This is a genomic window from Streptomyces sp. NPDC087906 (assembly GCF_055584925.1).
This window is the reverse complement of sequence record NZ_JBVJLC010000001.1, coordinates 146,065-161,837: the sequence shown is the minus strand read 5'-3', so window position 1 is coordinate 161,837 and position 15,773 is coordinate 146,065. Positions and strand designations below refer to the sequence as shown.

General features: G+C 69.7%; 16 protein-coding genes. 6 read left to right on the top strand and 10 right to left on the bottom strand.

Annotation, left to right across the window (positions count from 1 at the left end; genetic code table 11):
- Positions 1-18 precede the first annotated feature (18 nt).
- The 4 genes from ACZ63I_RS00675 to pknB all read left to right on the top strand — a co-directional run bounded on the left by ACZ63I_RS00675 (position 19) and on the right by pknB (position 6,661).
- Entirely contained in the window at positions 19-1,566 is a 1,548-nt protein-coding gene (locus ACZ63I_RS00675; protein WP_469335492.1) for a Stp1/IreP family PP2C-type Ser/Thr phosphatase, read from the top strand.
- Between the two features lie 27 nt (positions 1,567-1,593).
- Positions 1,594-3,006, top strand: a complete 1,413-nt coding sequence (locus ACZ63I_RS00670) for an FtsW/RodA/SpoVE family cell cycle protein (protein WP_469333986.1) — start codon at positions 1,594-1,596, stop codon at positions 3,004-3,006.
- Positions 3,003-4,463 (top strand): peptidoglycan D,D-transpeptidase FtsI family protein, encoded by a 1,461-nt coding sequence (locus ACZ63I_RS00665; protein WP_469333984.1) that lies wholly within the window; start codon positions 3,003-3,005, stop codon positions 4,461-4,463. The genes ACZ63I_RS00670 and ACZ63I_RS00665 overlap by 4 nt, the downstream gene beginning before the upstream one ends.
- A 167-nt stretch (positions 4,464-4,630) precedes the next feature.
- A complete protein-coding gene (gene pknB / locus ACZ63I_RS00660; RefSeq protein WP_469333982.1) occupies positions 4,631-6,661 on the top strand; it encodes a Stk1 family PASTA domain-containing Ser/Thr kinase in 2,031 nt (676 codons plus the stop codon).
- A gap of 103 nt (positions 6,662-6,764) precedes the next feature.
- Here the strand turns inward: pknB and ACZ63I_RS00655 are convergent, their stop codons facing one another.
- The 5 genes from ACZ63I_RS00655 to ACZ63I_RS00635 all read right to left on the bottom strand — a co-directional run bounded on the left by ACZ63I_RS00655 (position 6,765) and on the right by ACZ63I_RS00635 (position 10,734).
- The gene (locus tag ACZ63I_RS00655) at positions 6,765-7,559 is read right to left on the bottom strand and encodes a class E sortase (RefSeq protein ID WP_469333980.1); all 795 of its coding nucleotides are present in this window, start codon (positions 7,557-7,559) and stop codon (positions 6,765-6,767) included.
- A 47-nt stretch (positions 7,560-7,606) separates the two neighbouring features.
- On the bottom strand, positions 7,607-8,992 hold the full coding sequence (locus ACZ63I_RS00650; protein WP_469333978.1) for a class E sortase: 1,386 nt from the start codon (positions 8,990-8,992) through the stop codon (positions 7,607-7,609).
- Positions 8,989-9,633: an aminodeoxychorismate/anthranilate synthase component II gene (locus tag ACZ63I_RS00645; protein WP_469333976.1), complete on the bottom strand. Its 645-nt coding sequence runs from the start codon at positions 9,631-9,633 to the stop codon at positions 8,989-8,991. The genes ACZ63I_RS00650 and ACZ63I_RS00645 overlap by 4 nt, the downstream gene beginning before the upstream one ends.
- Positions 9,630-9,809 (bottom strand): hypothetical protein, encoded by a 180-nt coding sequence (locus ACZ63I_RS00640; protein ID WP_469333975.1) that lies wholly within the window; start codon positions 9,807-9,809, stop codon positions 9,630-9,632. Before ACZ63I_RS00640 ends, ACZ63I_RS00645 begins: the two co-directional genes overlap by 4 nt.
- A gap of 112 nt (positions 9,810-9,921) precedes the next feature.
- The gene (locus ACZ63I_RS00635) at positions 9,922-10,734 is read right to left on the bottom strand and encodes a DUF881 domain-containing protein (protein ID WP_469333973.1); all 813 of its coding nucleotides are present in this window, start codon (positions 10,732-10,734) and stop codon (positions 9,922-9,924) included.
- 141 nt (positions 10,735-10,875) lie between these two features.
- On the opposite strand from ACZ63I_RS00635, the gene crgA reads away from it, so the two are divergent.
- Positions 10,876-11,133 (top strand): cell division protein CrgA, encoded by a 258-nt coding sequence (gene crgA, locus ACZ63I_RS00630; protein ID WP_469333972.1) that lies wholly within the window; start codon positions 10,876-10,878, stop codon positions 11,131-11,133.
- Between the two features lie 258 nt (positions 11,134-11,391).
- Here the strand turns inward: crgA and ACZ63I_RS00625 are convergent, their stop codons facing one another.
- Together ACZ63I_RS00625 and ACZ63I_RS00620 are read right to left on the bottom strand one after the other, a co-directional pair.
- Positions 11,392-12,294: a rhomboid family intramembrane serine protease gene (locus tag ACZ63I_RS00625; protein WP_469333970.1), complete on the bottom strand. Its 903-nt coding sequence runs from the start codon at positions 12,292-12,294 to the stop codon at positions 11,392-11,394.
- 116 nt (positions 12,295-12,410) lie between these two features.
- The gene (locus ACZ63I_RS00620; RefSeq protein ID WP_469333968.1) at positions 12,411-12,938 is read right to left on the bottom strand and encodes a peptidylprolyl isomerase; all 528 of its coding nucleotides are present in this window, start codon (positions 12,936-12,938) and stop codon (positions 12,411-12,413) included.
- 362 nt (positions 12,939-13,300) lie between these two features.
- Between ACZ63I_RS00620 and ACZ63I_RS00615 the strand changes: the two genes are divergently transcribed.
- On the top strand, positions 13,301-14,056 hold the full coding sequence (locus tag ACZ63I_RS00615) for a DUF5324 family protein (RefSeq protein WP_469333966.1): 756 nt from the start codon (positions 13,301-13,303) through the stop codon (positions 14,054-14,056).
- Between the two features lie 76 nt (positions 14,057-14,132).
- Here the strand turns inward: ACZ63I_RS00615 and ACZ63I_RS00610 are convergent, their stop codons facing one another.
- The 3 genes from ACZ63I_RS00610 to ACZ63I_RS00600 form a co-directional block, all read right to left on the bottom strand.
- On the bottom strand, positions 14,133-14,549 hold the full coding sequence (locus tag ACZ63I_RS00610; RefSeq protein WP_469333964.1) for a DUF6344 domain-containing protein: 417 nt from the start codon (positions 14,547-14,549) through the stop codon (positions 14,133-14,135).
- A 180-nt stretch (positions 14,550-14,729) separates the two neighbouring features.
- A complete protein-coding gene (locus tag ACZ63I_RS00605) occupies positions 14,730-15,365 on the bottom strand; it encodes a TetR-like C-terminal domain-containing protein (protein ID WP_469333963.1) in 636 nt (211 codons plus the stop codon).
- Complete coding sequence (locus ACZ63I_RS00600; protein WP_469333961.1) at positions 15,362-15,763, bottom strand: VOC family protein; 402 nt, start codon at positions 15,761-15,763, stop codon at positions 15,362-15,364. The genes ACZ63I_RS00605 and ACZ63I_RS00600 overlap by 4 nt, the downstream gene beginning before the upstream one ends.
- Between the last annotated feature and the right edge of the window lie 10 nt (positions 15,764-15,773).

The window sequence follows — 15,773 nt, the reverse complement described above, 5'->3', positions numbered from 1 at the left end:
CCGACGGGAGAGGTGCGCATGAGTCTGTCGCTGCGTTTCGCCGCCGGATCGCACAAGGGCATGATCCGGGAAGGCAACGAGGACTCCGGCTACGCCGGTCCCCGGCTGCTGGCCATCGCCGACGGCATGGGCGGCCAGGCCGCGGGCGAGGTCGCCTCGTCGGAGGTGATCTCCACCCTGGTCCAGCTCGACGACGACGTCCCGGGCTCCGACATCCTCACCTCGCTCGGTACGACTGTGCAGCGCGCCAACGACCAGTTGCGCCTCATGGTCGAGGAGGACCCGCAGTTGGAGGGCATGGGCACCACGCTCACCGCCCTCCTGTGGACCGGCCAGCGCCTGGGCCTGGTCCATGTCGGCGACTCCCGCGCCTATCTGCTGCGGGACGGCGTCCTCACCCAGATCACCCAGGACCACACCTGGGTCCAGCGGCTCGTCGACGAGGGCCGGATCACCGAGGAAGAGGCCACCACGCACCCGCAGCGCTCGCTGCTGATGCGCGCGCTCGGCAGCGGCGACCACGTCGAGCCGGATCTGTCGATCCGTGAGGTCCGCGCCGGCGACCGCTATCTGATCTGCTCCGACGGCCTGTCGGCCGTCGTCTCCCACCAGACGATCGAGGAGACGCTCGCCGACTACCAGGGCCCGCAGGAGACCGTCCAGGACCTCATCCAGCTCGCCCTGCGCGGCGGCGGTCCCGACAACATCACCTGCATCGTCGCCGACGTCTTCGACGTCGACTCCAACGACACCCTCGCCGCCCAGCTCAACGACACCCCGGTCGTCGTCGGCGCCGTGGCGGAGAACCAGCAGCTCAACGGCGGCCAGGACGACCCGTCGATGCAGACCCCGGCCGGCCGCGCGGCCGGCCTCGGCAGGGCCGTACCGCCGCAGCCGTCCGGCGGCTTCGGCCCGCCCGGCAGCGGCGGCCAGCACGCCGGTTACGGCGCGGCGTCCGGCGACGGCTTCGGGGCGTACAGCGACGAGTACGCGGGCGACCTGACCAAGCCGCGGCAGGGCCACAAGTGGCTCAAGCGGTCGCTGTACACGGTCCTCGTCCTCGCCGTCGTCGGCGGCGGTCTGTACGGCGGGTACCGCTGGACTCAGACCCAGTACTTCGTCGGCTCCAACGGGGAGCATGTCGCGCTGTACCGGGGCATCAGCCAGGACCTCGCCTGGGTCTCGCTCTCGAAGGTGCAGAGCGACCACGGTGAGATCGAACTCAAGTACCTACCGCCGTACCAGCGCAAGCAGGTCGAGGACACCATCGCCGAGGGCAGCCTCGGCAACGCGCACGAGAAGATCGCCGAACTCGCCACCCAGGCATCCGCCTGCCGGAAGGACGAGCTGCGGCGCAAGGCCGACCAGGAAGCCGGCGTGGCCGCGGGGGCGGGCAAGCCCGGCACGGCCAAGCCCGGCACCACCACGCCCAGCGCCAAACCCGGCACGACCGGCGCGAACACCGCCACCCACACCACCGACACCACGCCGAAAGCAGCTCCCTCTCCAGGCCCCAGCCTCACCGGGGAAGAGCAGAAGCTGGTCTCGAACTGCTCGAAGCAGTAGCCGGCCGTAGGGGGCCTTTTCACCACCATGAGCGTTGTCACCAACACCACCACCATCGGTGCGATCGAAGCTCCGAGCAGGCGCAACACCGAACTCGCCCTGCTCGCCTTCGCCGTCGCCATCGCCGTCTTCGCGTACCTGAACGTCGGGCTCGCGCTCGACGGCGAGGTGCCGGCGGGGGTGCTCGGGTACGCGCTCGGTCTCGCCGCGCTCGCCGGTGTCGCGCACCTCGTCGTACGCAAGTTCGCGCGCTACGCCGACCCGCTGCTGCTCCCGCTGGCGACGCTCCTCAACGGCATCGGGCTCGTGCTCATCTGGCGCCTCGACCAGTCGCAGCGGCTGATCGACCGGGCCAAGAGCATCTACGGGGCGTTCTCGCCCTCGGCGCCCAAGCAGATGCTGTTCTCGGCGATCGGCGTCGCGCTCTTCGTCGGCGTGCTGATCCTGCTCAAGGACCACCGCATCCTGCAGCGCTACACGTACATCTCCATGGTCGTGGCGATGGTGCTGCTGATCCTGCCGGTCTTCTTCCCCGCCCAGTTCGGCGCCCGGATCTGGATCCGCATCCCCGGGGTCGGCAGCATCCAGCCAGGGGAGTTCGCGAAGATCATCATCTCGATCTTCTTCGCCGGCTACCTGATGGTGAAACGGGACGCGCTCGCGCTCGCCAGCCGCCGCTTCATGGGCCTGTACCTGCCCCGCGGACGCGACCTCGGCCCGATCCTCGTGGTCTGGGCCCTGTCCATCCTCATCCTGATCTTCGAGACCGACCTCGGTTCCTCGCTGCTCTTCTTCGGCGTCTTCGTCGTCATGCTGTACGTCGCGACGGAGCGCACGAGCTGGATCGTCTTCGGTCTGCTGATGTCCGCCGTCGGCGCCGTCAGCGTCGCCTCGTTCGAACCGCACGTCGAGCAGCGCGTCCAGGCCTGGCTGCACCCCTTCGCCGAGAAGACCCTCGCCCAGAGCGACCAGATCGCCCAGTCGCTGATGTCCTTCGGCGCGGGCGGCACCATCGGCACCGGGCTCGGCCAGGGCAACTCCGACCTCATCGGCTTCGCCGCCAACGCCGACTTCATCCTCTCCACCGTCGGCGAAGAGCTGGGCCTGGCGGGGACGATGGCGATCCTGCTGCTCTACGGCCTGATCGTGGAGCGCGGCGTCAGAACGGCCCTCGCCGCCCGCGACCCGTTCGGCAAGCTGCTCGCCATCGGCCTCTCCGGCGGCTTCGCCATCCAGGTCTTCGTGGTCACCGGCGGTGTGATGGGCCTCATCCCGCTGACCGGTATGACCATGCCGTTCATGGCGGCCGGCGGTTCGTCCGTGATCGCCAACTGGGGCCTGATCGGCATCCTGATCCGTATCAGCGACACGGCGCGCAGGCCCGCACCGGCCCCAGCGCCGACCTCCGACGCCGAGATGACCCAGGTGGTCCGCCCGTGAACAAGCCCCTCCGCCGGATCGCGATCTTCTGCGCCCTGCTCGTGCTGGCTCTGCTCGTACGGGACAACTGGGTGCAGTACGTCCAGGCCGACAGCCTCAACACGAACGCCCTCAACCGCCGTACCGGCATCGAGCGGTACAGCCACCCGCGCGGCAACATCATCGTCGACGGCAAGCCGATCACCGGTTCCGTGGCGACGACGGGCACCGACTTCAAGTACAAGCGGACCTACAAGGACGGCGCCATGTGGGCGCCCGTCACCGGCTTCGCCTCCCAGGTCTACGGCGCCAACCAGCTCGAACAGATCGACGACGGCATCCTCAGCGGCAACGACGACCGGCTCTTCTTCGACCGCACCATGTCCATGTTCACGGGCGAGGAGAAGAAGGGCGGCAACGTCATCACCACCCTCAACCCGGACGCCCAGAAGGCGGCCTTCGAGGGGCTCGGCAAGAAGAAGGGCGCCGTCGCCGCCCTCGACCCGACGACCGGCAAGATCCTCGCCCTCGCCTCCACGCCCAGCTACGACCCGTCCACCATCGCGGGCAGCAACGACGAGAAGGCCTGGGTCGCGCTCGACAAGAAGAACAACCCCGACGACCCGATGCTGAACAGGGCGCTGCGCCAGACCTACCCGCCTGGCTCGACCTTCAAGGTCGTCACGGCAGCGGCGGGACTGGAGCACGGCGTGGTCACCGACGTGGACAAGCCGACCGACTCGCCGCTGCCGTACATCATGCCGGGCACCACCACCGAGCTGAAGAACGAGGGCAATCTGCCCTGCAAGAACGCCACCCTGCGCAAGGCGCTCGAGGTCTCCTGCAACAGCGTCTTCGGCCACCTCGGTGAGCAGCTCGGCAAGGACAAGATGCTGGAAACGGCGAAGAAGTTCGGCTTCAACGCCGAGCAGTTCACGCCGGTACGCGCCGACGCTTCGATCTTCCCCGAGGACCCGAACGCGTCCCAGACGGCGCTGTCCTCCATCGGCCAGTTCGACACCCGGGCCACCCCCCTCCAGATGGCGATGGTCGCATCGGCCGTCGCCAACGACGGCAAGCTGATGAAGCCGTACATGGTCGACGAGCTGCGCGCGCCCAACGTCGACCTCATCAGCAAGACCGAGCCCGAGGAGCTGAGCCGCCCGCTCAGCCAGGAGAACGCGCAGAAGCTCCAGTCGATCATGGAGACCGTCGTCAAGCAGGGCACGGGAACCAACGCCCAGATCCCGGGCGTCACAGTGGGTGGCAAGACCGGTACCGCTCAGCACGGCGAGAACAACGACCAGAACCCGTACGCCTGGTTCATCTCGTACGCGAAGACCGGCTCGGGATCGCCGGTGGCCGTGGCGGTCGTCGTCGAGGACAGCGACGCCAGCAGGGACGACATCTCCGGTGGCGGCCTCGCGGCCCCCATCGCGACGGACGTCATGAAGGCGGTCATCGACAGCGAGAAGTGACACGGGTCACTGCTCACGCCCATATCTGCACATTGCGATACCGGTCGTATATCGGGTCACCGCCACCGGCGGAACGGACACGCCGTGCCCGGTAGCGTATGCGCGAACAGCACACCGCCGGACCACACACCGGTGCGGTCGGGACTGACGGAGAGGGCCGGAACGTTATGGAAGAGCCGCGTCGCCTCGGCGGCCGGTACGAGCTGGGCTCGGTGCTCGGCCGTGGTGGCATGGCGGAGGTCTACATCGCCCATGACACCCGGCTCGGCCGCACCGTCGCCGTGAAGACGCTCCGGGCCGACCTGGCCCGCGACCCGTCCTTCCAGGCCCGGTTCCGCCGTGAGGCCCAGTCGGCCGCCTCGCTCAACCACCCGGCGATCGTCGCGGTCTACGACACCGGTGAGGACTACGTCGACGGGGTCTCCATCCCGTACATCGTCATGGAGTACGTCGACGGGTCGACCCTCAGGGAACTGCTCCACTCCGGCCGCAAGCTGCTGCCCGAGCGCACCCTTGAGATGACCGTCGGCATCCTCCAGGCGCTGGAGTACTCGCACCGCGCCCAGATCGTCCACCGCGACATCAAGCCGGCCAACGTCATGCTGACGCGCACCGGCCAGGTCAAGGTCATGGACTTCGGCATCGCGCGCGCCATGGGCGACTCCGGCATGACCATGACGCAGACGGCGGCCGTCATCGGCACCGCCCAGTACCTCTCCCCCGAGCAGGCCAAGGGCGAGCAGGTCGACGCGCGCTCCGACCTCTACTCGACCGGCTGCCTGCTCTACGAGCTGCTCACGGTCAGGCCGCCGTTCGTCGGCGACTCCCCGGTCGCCGTCGCCTACCAGCACGTACGGGAAGAGCCGCAGCCGCCGAGCGTCTACGACCCCGAGATCACGCCCGAGATGGACGCGATCGTGCTGAAGGCCCTCGTCAAGGACCCGAACTACCGCTACCAGTCGGCCGACGAGATGCGCGCCGACATCGAGGCGTGCCTCGACGGCCAGCCCGTCGCCGCCACCGCCGCCATGGGCTCCGTCGGCTACGGCTACGGCGGCCAGGACCAGCCGACGACGGCGCTGCGCCCCACAGACCCGGCGGGCCAGACGTCGATGCTGCCGCCGGCCAACCCGGACGACGGCGGGTACCAGGGCTACGACGACCGGCCCGACCGGCGCCGCCAGAAGAAGTCCAACACCTCCACGATCCTGCTCGTGGCCGCGGGCATCCTCGTGCTCGTCGGCGCGATCCTGATCGGCAAGTCCGTCTTCAGCGGCAAGGGGGACGACACCGCGCAGGTGCCGGTGCCCGTCCTGGTCGGCAAGCCGCTCAGCGAGGCGCAGACACTCGCGACCAACGCCGACGTGGAGGTCGCCCAGTCCGGCTCCGAGCGCTGCGACCAGCCCAAGGGCGCGATCTGCAGCCAGGATCCGGCGAGCGGCAAGATGAACACCGGCGACACGATCAACGTCGTCGTCTCCGAGGGCGCCCCCAAGATCGAGGTGCCCGACGTCACGGAGAAGACCGAGGAGAACGCCACCTCGATCCTGGAGGACAAGGGCTTCAAGGTCGACACGAAGCAGGTCGAGTCGGACGACCAGGACCCGGGCACGGTCGTCTCGCAGGACCCGGCGGGCGGCGCGCAGGCCGAGAAGAACTCCGAGATCACGCTGAAGATCGCGAAGAAGACCCAGGTCAACGTGGCGCCGGTGGTCGGCAAGCAGATCGACGCCGCGACGGCCCAGCTCCAGGGGACCGGCTTCGAGGTCGCCAGGAACGACGTGGACAGCGACCAGCCCGCGGGCCAGGTCGTGAAGCAGGACCCGGAGGGCAACACCAAGGCGGACAAGGGCAGCAAGGTCACCCTGGACGTCTCCAAGGGCCCGAAGCAGGAAATGGTCACGCTGCCGGCCAACCAGCAGATCCAGGGCAGGCCGCTGGGCGAGGTCAAGGCGCTGCTGGGGAGTCTCGGACTGACCCCCGAGGTCGCTGCCGGCCAGCCGGGCGACGACAACGCCATCGTGATCAACAGCACCCCGGGCCCCGGCCAGCAGGCCCCCAAGGGCTCCAAGGTGACGCTGAACACCGTGGGTGCCCCGGGCGGCGGCGGAGGCGACAACGGCGGTAACGACAACGGCGGCGGAGGCGGCGGCTTCTTCGGCGGCCCGAACGGCGTCGCGTACCGCACCGAGGACTGACGCCCGGCAGTTACGGGAGAGCCCCGCCGCCCTGATGGGCGGCGGGGCTTCTTCGTACCTGGCGGACCGGACAGGGCCCAGGGCCTGATCCAAACGACAGGCCCTAGCGCAGTTCGGGGGGCGGGGTGCGGTCCGCGTCGACCTTCTCCGTACGCACCAGCTCGGCCCAGACGACGAAGCGGTAGTCCGACGTGTAGATCGGCGTGCAGGTCGTGAGGGTGAGATAGCGGCCCGGCTTGGTCTTGCCGGACTCCCTGGGGACCTGCTGAAGCACGTTCACGTTGTACTTCGAGGTCTTCTCCAGCTCCTTGTAGACCTTGTAGACGTACCAGGTGTCCTTCGTCTCGAAGACGACCGGATCGCCCACGTCGACCTGGTGGATGTTGTGGAACTTCGCGCCGTGGCCGTCGCGGTGCGCCGCCAGCGTGAAGTTGCCCTTCTTGTCCCAGGGGAGCGCCGACTTGACCGGCGCGTCGTAGTAGCCGGCGACGCCCTCGTTCAGGGTCTTGGTGTCGGTGCCCTTCTTGACGAGGACTTCGCCGTTCTTCATCGCGGGGACGTGCAGGAAGCCGATGCCGTCCTTGGTGTTGAACGGCGGCGGCCCCTTGTCGCCGCCCCCGCCGCCCGCCTCCCAGTCGTGCCGCACCTGGTTGCCCTGCTTGGTGGCCTCGCGGTCGGCGAGGACATTCGTCCACCACAGCGAGTAGACGACGAAGAGGGCGAGCACCAGGCCCGCTGTGATGAGCAGTTCACCGAAGACGCTGACCACCGTCGCGGCAGGGCCGCGGGTCACGCGGACGGGGTCGGTGCCGGTCTCGGTGCCGGTCTCGGTGCCGCTCTCGACGTCAGCGTCGGCGTCGGCGTCGGGCTGTTCGTCGCTCTCGGTCGTCGCTGCCACCGCAACCGTCCCCGTCCCATTCGTCCGTCCGCCCGGTCGACGGGCGGTCAGTCCACGAGAGCGTCGGGCATGCCCTTGCTGCGTGGCTGTTCGCCGACCATCTTGCCCCACACGATCATTCGATAGGTACTGGTGAATTCCGGGGTACAGGTGGTGAGCGTGATGTACCGCCCGGGTCCGGTGAAACCGGAGCCCTGCGGCACCGGCTGGATCACGCTGACGTTCGACGGAGGGGTCTGCGGGAGCGTGCTTGTCACGTCGTACGTGTAGTACGTGTCCTGCGTCTCGACGACCACTTCGTCGCCCGGCTTCAGCCGGTTGATGTAGCGGAACGGTTCGCCGTGGGTGTTGCGGTGGCCCGCCACCGCGAAGTTGCCCGTCTTGTCGGACGGCATCGCCGTCTTGAGGCTGCCCTCGGAGTAGTGGCCGACCATCCCGTGGTCGAGGACCTTCGACTTGCTGGTGCCCTCGGCGATCGGCACGACGACGTCCAGCTTCGGGATGTGCATGATGGCGAAGCCCTGGCCCGGCTCGAAGGCGCCCGCCGGATGGCCCTTGTTGTTCTTCCAGGTGTCCTGGATCTTGTTCGCCTCTTTGCCCGCGTACTGGTCGGCCGCCACGTTCGTCCACCAGAGCTGGTACGTGACGAAGAGCAGCATCAGCACGCCGAAGGTGATGAACAGTTCACCGACGGCGCGGCTGGCGACGACCCCCGGGCTGTCCTTCAGCGCCTTCGCGGCGCGCCGCGCCTCGACCCGGGACAGCGGGCGGGCGGGCGCGCCCCCGGCGGCCGCGCCCCCGGCGGCCGTGGCGGCGGCTGCCGCCGCCTGTGGGGGCCGTGTGCGGCCCCGGCCACCCTTCGCCGCCTTCCGGCGCTCCGCGCGGCCTCCAGGGCGCGGCTCAGGGTCCGCGGAGGCACTCGCCGCGTCCGCCGCCTGCTGCGCCGCGACGGCGCGGCGCAGATCGGCCGTCCGCAGCCCGACGGTCTCGTCGTCCAGCACGGGCGCCACGGGCCCTACGGGCGGGGCGGGTTGGCCGGGCACGGCGGGCTGGACGCGTACCGGCGGTAGGGGCTCGGTAGCCGGTGCGGGAGCCACCGGCCGCACCGGAGTTGCCGGTTGAGCAGGGGTTGCCGGTTGAGCGGGAGTGGCCGGTTGCGCAGGGGCCGCCGGCTGAGCAGGGGCCGCCGGCTGGGCGGGCGCCGCGGGTATCGGCTCGGCCTCCGGCTTGCGGGCGTGCTTGCCGCCCCCGCCACCGCCGCCCGGCTGCGCGGCGTGCGCCGCGGGCCGCTGCCCGGGGAGCGGGTCGGTCAGTGGATCCGCCAGGCCGTCGACGGCCGCCTCGAACGCGTTGTCGTCCCCGTACGGCTGCTGCGGCCCGTGGGAGATGCCGGCGCCGATCCCGGCTTCGTGTTCGGGGCGGAGGGCGGTCACGCGACGACTGCCTTGCCCACCACCGGCGCGAGACCGGCCGACCGCGCCACCGCCGCCGGATCGCCGCACTGCGCCAGCCAGTTGGCCAGCATCAGATGGCCGTGTTCGGTGAGCACCGACTCGGGGTGGAACTGCACGCCCTCGACGGCCAGTTCGCGGTGGCGTACGCCCATGACGATGCCGTCGGCCGTCCAGGCCGTGACGTCCAGCTCGGGCGGCAGCTCGGCGGGGTCGGCCGCCAGCGAGTGGTAGCGCGTCGCGGTGAACGGCGAGGGCAGCCCGGCGAAGACGCCCCCGCCCTCGTGCGTCACCAGCGATGTCTTGCCGTGCAGCAGTTCGGGGGCCCGGCCGACGACCCCGCCGTACGCGACGGCCATCGACTGCATCCCGAGGCAGACGCCGAAGACGGGCACGCCGGTCTCCGCGCAGTGCCGCACCATCTCGACGCAGACACCGGCCTCTTCGGGGGTGCCGGGCCCCGGCGAGAGCAGCACGCCGTCGAAGCCGTCCTGGGCGTGGGAGACCGTCACCTCGTCGTTGCGCAGCACCTCGCACTCGGCGCCGAGCTGGTAGAGGTACTGGACGAGGTTGAAGACGAAGCTGTCGTAGTTGTCGACGACGAGGATGCGGGCGGGGCTCATCCGGCGGCCCCCGATCCTCCGCCGTCGACCGTCACGTCGTTGAACGGCAGCAGCGGCTCGGCCCACGGGAAGACGTACTGGAACAGCAGATACACGACGCCGAGCGCGAGGACGAGCGAGATGACCGCCCGTACCCACACGTTGCCCGGCAGATGTCGCCAGAACCAGCCGTACATGCTGTCCCTTCCGTTCGGTACCGCACCAGGCGGCACCGCACCAGACTAAAGGTCGCCGCGGACACGTGGGCGGCGACGGGTCAGCTCGCGGGCCGCCGGGGTTTGCCGTTCGTCACAGCGCGGGCCGCGCGTAGTGCAGATCGACGGGGCCCGAGTAGCCGGGGAGCGTCGTCCTGCCGTCGTCGTCGACCTTCCAGCCGAGGCCGTACGCCTGGACGTACAGCAGGTAGTTCTGGATCGGCGGCGACGCGTTGATCGCCTTGTGGAGCTTGTCGGGGTCGCCGATCGCGGTGATCTTGTACGGCGGTGAGTAGACCCGGCCCTGGAGGATGAGCGTGTTGCCCACGCACCGGACGGCGCTGGTGGAGATCAGCCGCTGGTCCATGACGCGGATGCCCTGGGCGCCGCCCTGCCAGAGGGCGTTGACGACGGCCTGCAGATCCTGCTGGTGGATGACGAGGTCGTTGGGCTGCGGGTCGGGGTAGCCGGGGTTGGCCGTGGCGTCCGGCGGGGCGTCGTTGAGGGTGACGGTGACGGCCCGGCCGGTGAGCTTGCGCGTACCCGCGGCCTTCTCCAGCGCGCGCAGCTTGGCGTCCTCGGCAGCGGTGGAGCCGTCGTCCCGTCCGGCGAGGGTGTCGACGTCCGTGCGGACGGTGGCGGTCGACCTGTCCAGCTCGCCGTTCTTGCGGCTGCGCTCCTGGATGAGGTCGGAGAGCTTCAGCAGGGAGGTGTCGGTACGGATGTTGGTGCCCTTGGCCGTGTTGAAGCTCGTCACGAAGATCAGCCCGGCCAGCGCGAAGACGGCGATCGTGAGCAGCCGCACCGGCCGGAGGTGGCGCCGGGCGGGCGAGGGGTCCGGAGCGCGGCCGGGGGCCGGGTCGGGGGCCTTGTCCGGGCCTTCGGGGAAGTCGGCGGAATTGGTCAACGTACCCTTATCTCCCTAGGCGCCACGGAAGCACTACGCTAACGGACGCCCGGGGGAGGCGGTGTTCCCCCTGTTCTCCGCCCCCGGCACCCCGTTCCATTCCCTGCGCGGTCACGCAGCGCATCGACAGGAGAGTTCCTCGTGCCGAAGTCACGTATCCGCAAGAAGGCCGACTTCACGCCGCCGCCGTCGGCGACGCAGCCGACGGCCATAAAGCTGTCCAACCGTAGCTGGGTAGCACCACTCATGCTCGCGATGTTCCTGGTGGGGCTCGCGTGGATCGTGTTGTTCTACGTGACCGAGGGCGATCTGCCGCTGAAGCCCTTCGGCAACTGGAACATCGTGGTCGGTTTCGGCTTCATCGCGGCCGGGTTCGGCTTCTCCACCCAGTGGAAGTAGCACGCCTCACCGGCGTGACGTGGAGTTATCCACAGCACTGTCCACAAGCAGGGGAAAAGGTCAGACGATCTGTGGATAACTCCACGGTTTGTTGACGCCGGTGTGACTGCGTCGGCCGTCGCGCCGTTCCGGTCGCCCCTTGTCGCCGCTGGTCAGACCCACATCGGCGACAAGGGGTACAGATGTTCCCCACAGTTTGCACAAGATCCGGCACACTCTGTGGACAACCTTGGCCTCAGCTCGGCCCTCACGGTCACATCAGGTGAGCGCGGCGGTTCTGTAGACGACGATCGCGACCGTCACGAGCAGCATCAGCCCGCTCGCGCCGTACTGGATGAGTGCCCGGTGCGCGCGCGGTGCGTACAGCATCGCGATGCCGATGAGCGTGCCGGCGACGAGCCCGCCGACGTGCGCCTGCCAGGCGATCCCGGCCCAGCCGAAGGTGATGATCAGGTTGATCACCAGCAGCGCGATGACCGGCCGCATGTCGTAGTTGAGCTTGCGCACCAGCAGGACCGTCGCGCCGAACAGGCCGAAGATCGCGCCGGAGGCGCCGACCGTGAGCTGGTACTGGCTGGCGAGCAGATACGTGAGCGCGCTGCCCGCGAGGCCCGAGACCAGATAGAGCGTGAGATAGCGCGCCCGGCCGAGCGCGGCCTCCAGCGGCCCGCCGATCATCCACAGGCTGAGCATGTTGAAGCCGATGTGCAGATACGCCTCGTGCGTGAACATCGACGTGAACAGCCGGTAGTACTCACCGTCCGCGACCCCGATGAGCTGGCCGTGCCCGTCGGCCGCGTAGCCGACGAGACCGAGATCGTCGCCCAGCCGCGTGCCGACCACCTTGATCAGCAGGAACACCACGAGGTTGACCGCGACCAGCAGCTTCGTGACCAGCCGGGGGTCGGCGGTGATCGAACCGCCGACCAGGGTGCGCGGCCGGGTGGCGGCCGCCGGATGGCCCGTACCCGAGCCTTCCCGCACGCAGTTCGGGCACTGGAAGCCGACCGAGGCGCTGACCATGCACTCGGGGCAGATGGGCCGGTCGCAGCGGACGCACCGTATGCCGGTCTCCCGGTCGGGATGCCGGTAGCAGCCGGGCGGTGCGTCGCTGACGGCGGGCTGGTCCTGGCCTCCATGGCCGTCGGGCGGCTGCTCCATCGGTCCCTCGTGCTCCCCTCGGTCCTCGGTGCTGCGTCCCGTCCGGTACGTAAGCAGTACGGACGGGCAGGGCGGGATGGTTCCCCTGAACGGGGAACCGAACCCGCACCGGCCGGTCAGCGGGTCTCGACCTCGACCGACTCGATCACGACGTCCCGCACGGGGCGGTCGGTGCGCGGGTTGGTCTCGGTGGCGATGATGGCGTCCACGACCTTCTTGCCCTCGTCCGTGCTGACCTCGCCGAAGATGGTGTGCTTGCGGGTCAGCCAGGTCGTCGGCGAGACGGTGATGAAGAACTGCGAGCCGTTGGTGCCAGGACCCGCGTTGGCCATGGCCAGCAGGTACGGCTTGTCGAAGGCGAGGTCGGGGTGGAACTCGTCGCCGAACTCGTAGCCGGGGCCGCCGGTGCCGTTGCCCAGCGGGTCGCCGCCCTGGATCATGAATCCGCTGATCACGCGGTGGAAGACCGTGCCGTCGTAGAGCCGGTCCGTGGTCTTCTTGCCGGTCTCGGGGTGGACCCACTCGCGCTCGCCCTGGGCGAGCTCCACGAAGTTCTTGACCGTCTTGGGCGCGTGGTTCGGCAGGAGCCGGATCTCGATGTCGCCTTGATTGGTCTTCAGGGTGGCGTAAAGCTGCTCGGCCACGATGTGCCTTCCATGAGTCGTCACTGACTCTCACGATCCTCGCACGGAAGGTGCGGCGGTCGGCCGGGCATGGCCAGGAAGGGTCGCCGAAGAGGCGCCGAAGGGACGCGGGAACGGCGCCGAGGGGTCGCCGAGGGGTCGCCGAAGCGACGCGCGGCGCGGCCGGCGGGCGATTCCGGGGGCACCGACGTGTGTGAGTCCGCCGTCGGCGGACAGGTGTGCAGAAGAGGTGACCGAGGTCGCGCCGGAAACACGGGCATGACACGGATGCCCGTATGGCATGCCGAGGCCGAGCCCAGCAGGCATGATTTCGAAAAGGGTGGACAGGCGACATAACGAACGCCACCGAGGAGGATGATCCTGTGACCCGCATGGACAGCGTGCGCGCCGCTACCGGTTCGGCGAAGGAGAGCGTGCAGCACGCCGCGGAAGCGGTGGCCCCTTACGCCGACACGGCCAAGGAGCAGGCCGCTCAGTACGCGCACGAGGCGCGCGTACGGCTCGCCCCGACAATGTCAAAGGCCGCCAAGCAGGCCCGTATTCAGGCCAAGCAGGCGCGTATCCAGTACGACGCCAGGGTGGCGCCCCATGTGCCCCCAAAGGTCGATGTCGCCGCGCATCGGGCCGCGGTCAGTACGCGCAAGGCGGCCCGTCAGGCTGCCGAATACACGCGTCAGGCCGCTGATTACACGGTGCCGCGGGTCGAACAGGCCGTGGCCACCGCGCAGCCGGTAGCCGAGGAGGCCGCGGCACGTTCCGCTGCCGCTCTCGCCGCGCTGCGTGGACAGGTGACGGTGAAGGAGATCAACAAGCTGGTGCGCAAGCACGAGCGCCGGGCCAGGGCCGGCCGGCTGGCCAAGGGCCTCGCCGTCGTCGGTGTACTGGCCGGTGGTGCCTTCGCCGCGTGGAAGTGGTGGGACAAGCAGGCCAATCCGGACTGGCTGGTCGAGCCGCCCGCCGCTACCGAGGTCTCTGACGACCGGGCTCCGCTGACGTCCGTCGACGGCAGTACGGGTGCCCACGTGGTGGATCCGCTCGATCCCGAGGTCCAGGCCAAGCAGGCCGAGGCGGAAGCTGAGGCTGCGGCTCGGAAGGCTGATCGGGAGGACCGTTCCTGATCGTGCGCCGCGGTGTGACAAGCCGCGGTGACAGCGCGTTCACAGGGCGCCGGGAGACCGCGGGTATCCCGGCGCCTCACGCTGCGACGAGCGCGGCCTGAGCGGCGTACGCGTCCTCGTCGGCCGCCGCCGTCTCAGCGGTACCGGACGTACCGGACGTACCGTCGGCGTCGTCGATGCCTGCGGGCAGGTGCCGGACCGACGGTGAGGAGCCGTGCGCCTCGGCGCGGATGCGCTGCTTGATCGTGGGCGGCAGCGAGCGGTCACGCGCCAGCGGGGCGGGCAGTGCTGCCCAGCCCGACCGGGCCGCACCTTCCTCCCGGTGGGTCGTGCCGAAGGGCGCGGGAACCGGCTGGTCGGCCGGCTGCTCGGCGGGCTGCTGGACAGCGCCACCGGCCGCGGTGGCGGGGGCGGTGAGCCCCAGTGAGGTGAGCACCGCGAAGAACGCGGTGAGGAAGACGGTCCACAGACTCTTGACCTTGAAGGCGGCCATGACCCCTCGCTTTCGGGTTGGGCGATCTACTTACCTTCCTTATGATGAGTACGCATTTCGGGAATCCACGGAGCGACGCCGCCCGTGCGCAGCTCTTAGGATGAACACCACTCTTACGGTCCAATGACCTTGCGGGAATCCGGATCTGGGCCTCCGTCAGGCCGGTCCCGGCGCCCTGGTTCAGGCCCGGTGCCGCAGGTGCGCGGGCTGCCGGCTGATCCGTACGAGCCGGTCGAAGTCGACGGCGACGCCGCGCAGCAGCAGGTCCACCAGCGGTCCCGCCGCGCCCCTGCCGACCGACGCGTCGCCGAACAGGGCCCGCTGATACACCGTCGACGCGAGCAGGTCGACCAGCAGCGCGGGATCCACGTCGGGCAGCAGATCGCCCCGGTCGACCGCGCGGGCGACCGCTGTCGTGGCGGCCTGGCGGCTGGGCCGCAGCAGCTCGTCGAGCAGCCTGCCGTGCAGTTCGGCGTCGGGGGCGCAGTCCGCGATCAGCGCGGCCAGCACCCCGGACGGCAGCCGTTCGTGCAGCGCGTCGGCGAGCAGTTCGACACTCTCGATCAGATCGCAGCGGGTGCAGCCGTTGTCGGGGGCCGGCGGGACGACGAGGACCGACGCGAGCGCGTCGATGAGCAAGTGCTGCCGTACGGGCCAGCGCCTGCGGATCGCCGCCTTCGTCGTCGCCGCGCGGGCGGCCACCTTCTCCAGCGCGAACCCGGCGTATCCGCTCTCGCGCAGCACGTCGAGGGTGGCGGCCAGGACGGCGGCGTCGATGGCCGGATCGCGGGGGCGGCCGGGCGCCGGAGGGCTCATCGCTCGGCGTCCTGCCGTCCGGCGTCCTGCGGGTACCAGCGCAGCTCGACCGTGTTGCCGTCCGGGTCCTCCACGTATACGGACTGCGCCTCGCCGCGCGCCCCGTAGCGTCCGACGGGTCCTTCCAGGACGGTGAAGAGCCCGGAGTCGATGACCTCCTGCCAGTCCAACGGCTCGACGACCAGGCAGAGATGGTCCACGTTCGACTCGCCGCGCGGCCGGTCGACCAGGTCGATGATCGTGACCGGACTGACCCGTACGGAGGGGAAGGGCACTTTTCCCGCCCGCCATTGCGCCACCCGGACGGGTTCCAGGCCGAGCGGCCCGCAGTAGAACGCCAGGGCGCGCTCCACGTCCCGCACGTTGAGCACCAGATGATCGAAGTCCTTGACGCGCATGGCTCCCCCT

What these genes read in the sequence shown, in the direction of transcription:
- ACZ63I_RS00675 (WP_469335492.1), top strand. Translation starts at nt 19, where the DNA reads ATGAGTCTGTCGCTGCGTTTCGCCGCCGGATCGCACAAGGGCATGATC.
- ACZ63I_RS00670 (WP_469333986.1), top strand. Translation starts at nt 1,594, where the DNA reads ATGAGCGTTGTCACCAACACCACCACCATCGGTGCGATCGAAGCTCCG.
- pknB (WP_469333982.1), top strand. Translation starts at nt 4,631, where the DNA reads ATGGAAGAGCCGCGTCGCCTCGGCGGCCGGTACGAGCTGGGCTCGGTG.
- ACZ63I_RS00645 (WP_469333976.1), bottom strand. Translation starts at nt 9,633, where the DNA reads ATGAGCCCCGCCCGCATCCTCGTCGTCGACAACTACGACAGCTTCGTC.
- ACZ63I_RS00640 (WP_469333975.1), bottom strand. Translation starts at nt 9,809, where the DNA reads ATGTACGGCTGGTTCTGGCGACATCTGCCGGGCAACGTGTGGGTACGG.
- ACZ63I_RS00625 (WP_469333970.1), bottom strand. Translation starts at nt 12,294, where the DNA reads ATGGAGCAGCCGCCCGACGGCCATGGAGGCCAGGACCAGCCCGCCGTC.
- ACZ63I_RS00610 (WP_469333964.1), bottom strand. Translation starts at nt 14,549, where the DNA reads ATGGCCGCCTTCAAGGTCAAGAGTCTGTGGACCGTCTTCCTCACCGCG.
- ACZ63I_RS00605 (WP_469333963.1), bottom strand. Translation starts at nt 15,365, where the DNA reads ATGAGCCCTCCGGCGCCCGGCCGCCCCCGCGATCCGGCCATCGACGCC.
- ACZ63I_RS00600 (WP_469333961.1), bottom strand. Translation starts at nt 15,763, where the DNA reads ATGCGCGTCAAGGACTTCGATCATCTGGTGCTCAACGTGCGGGACGTG.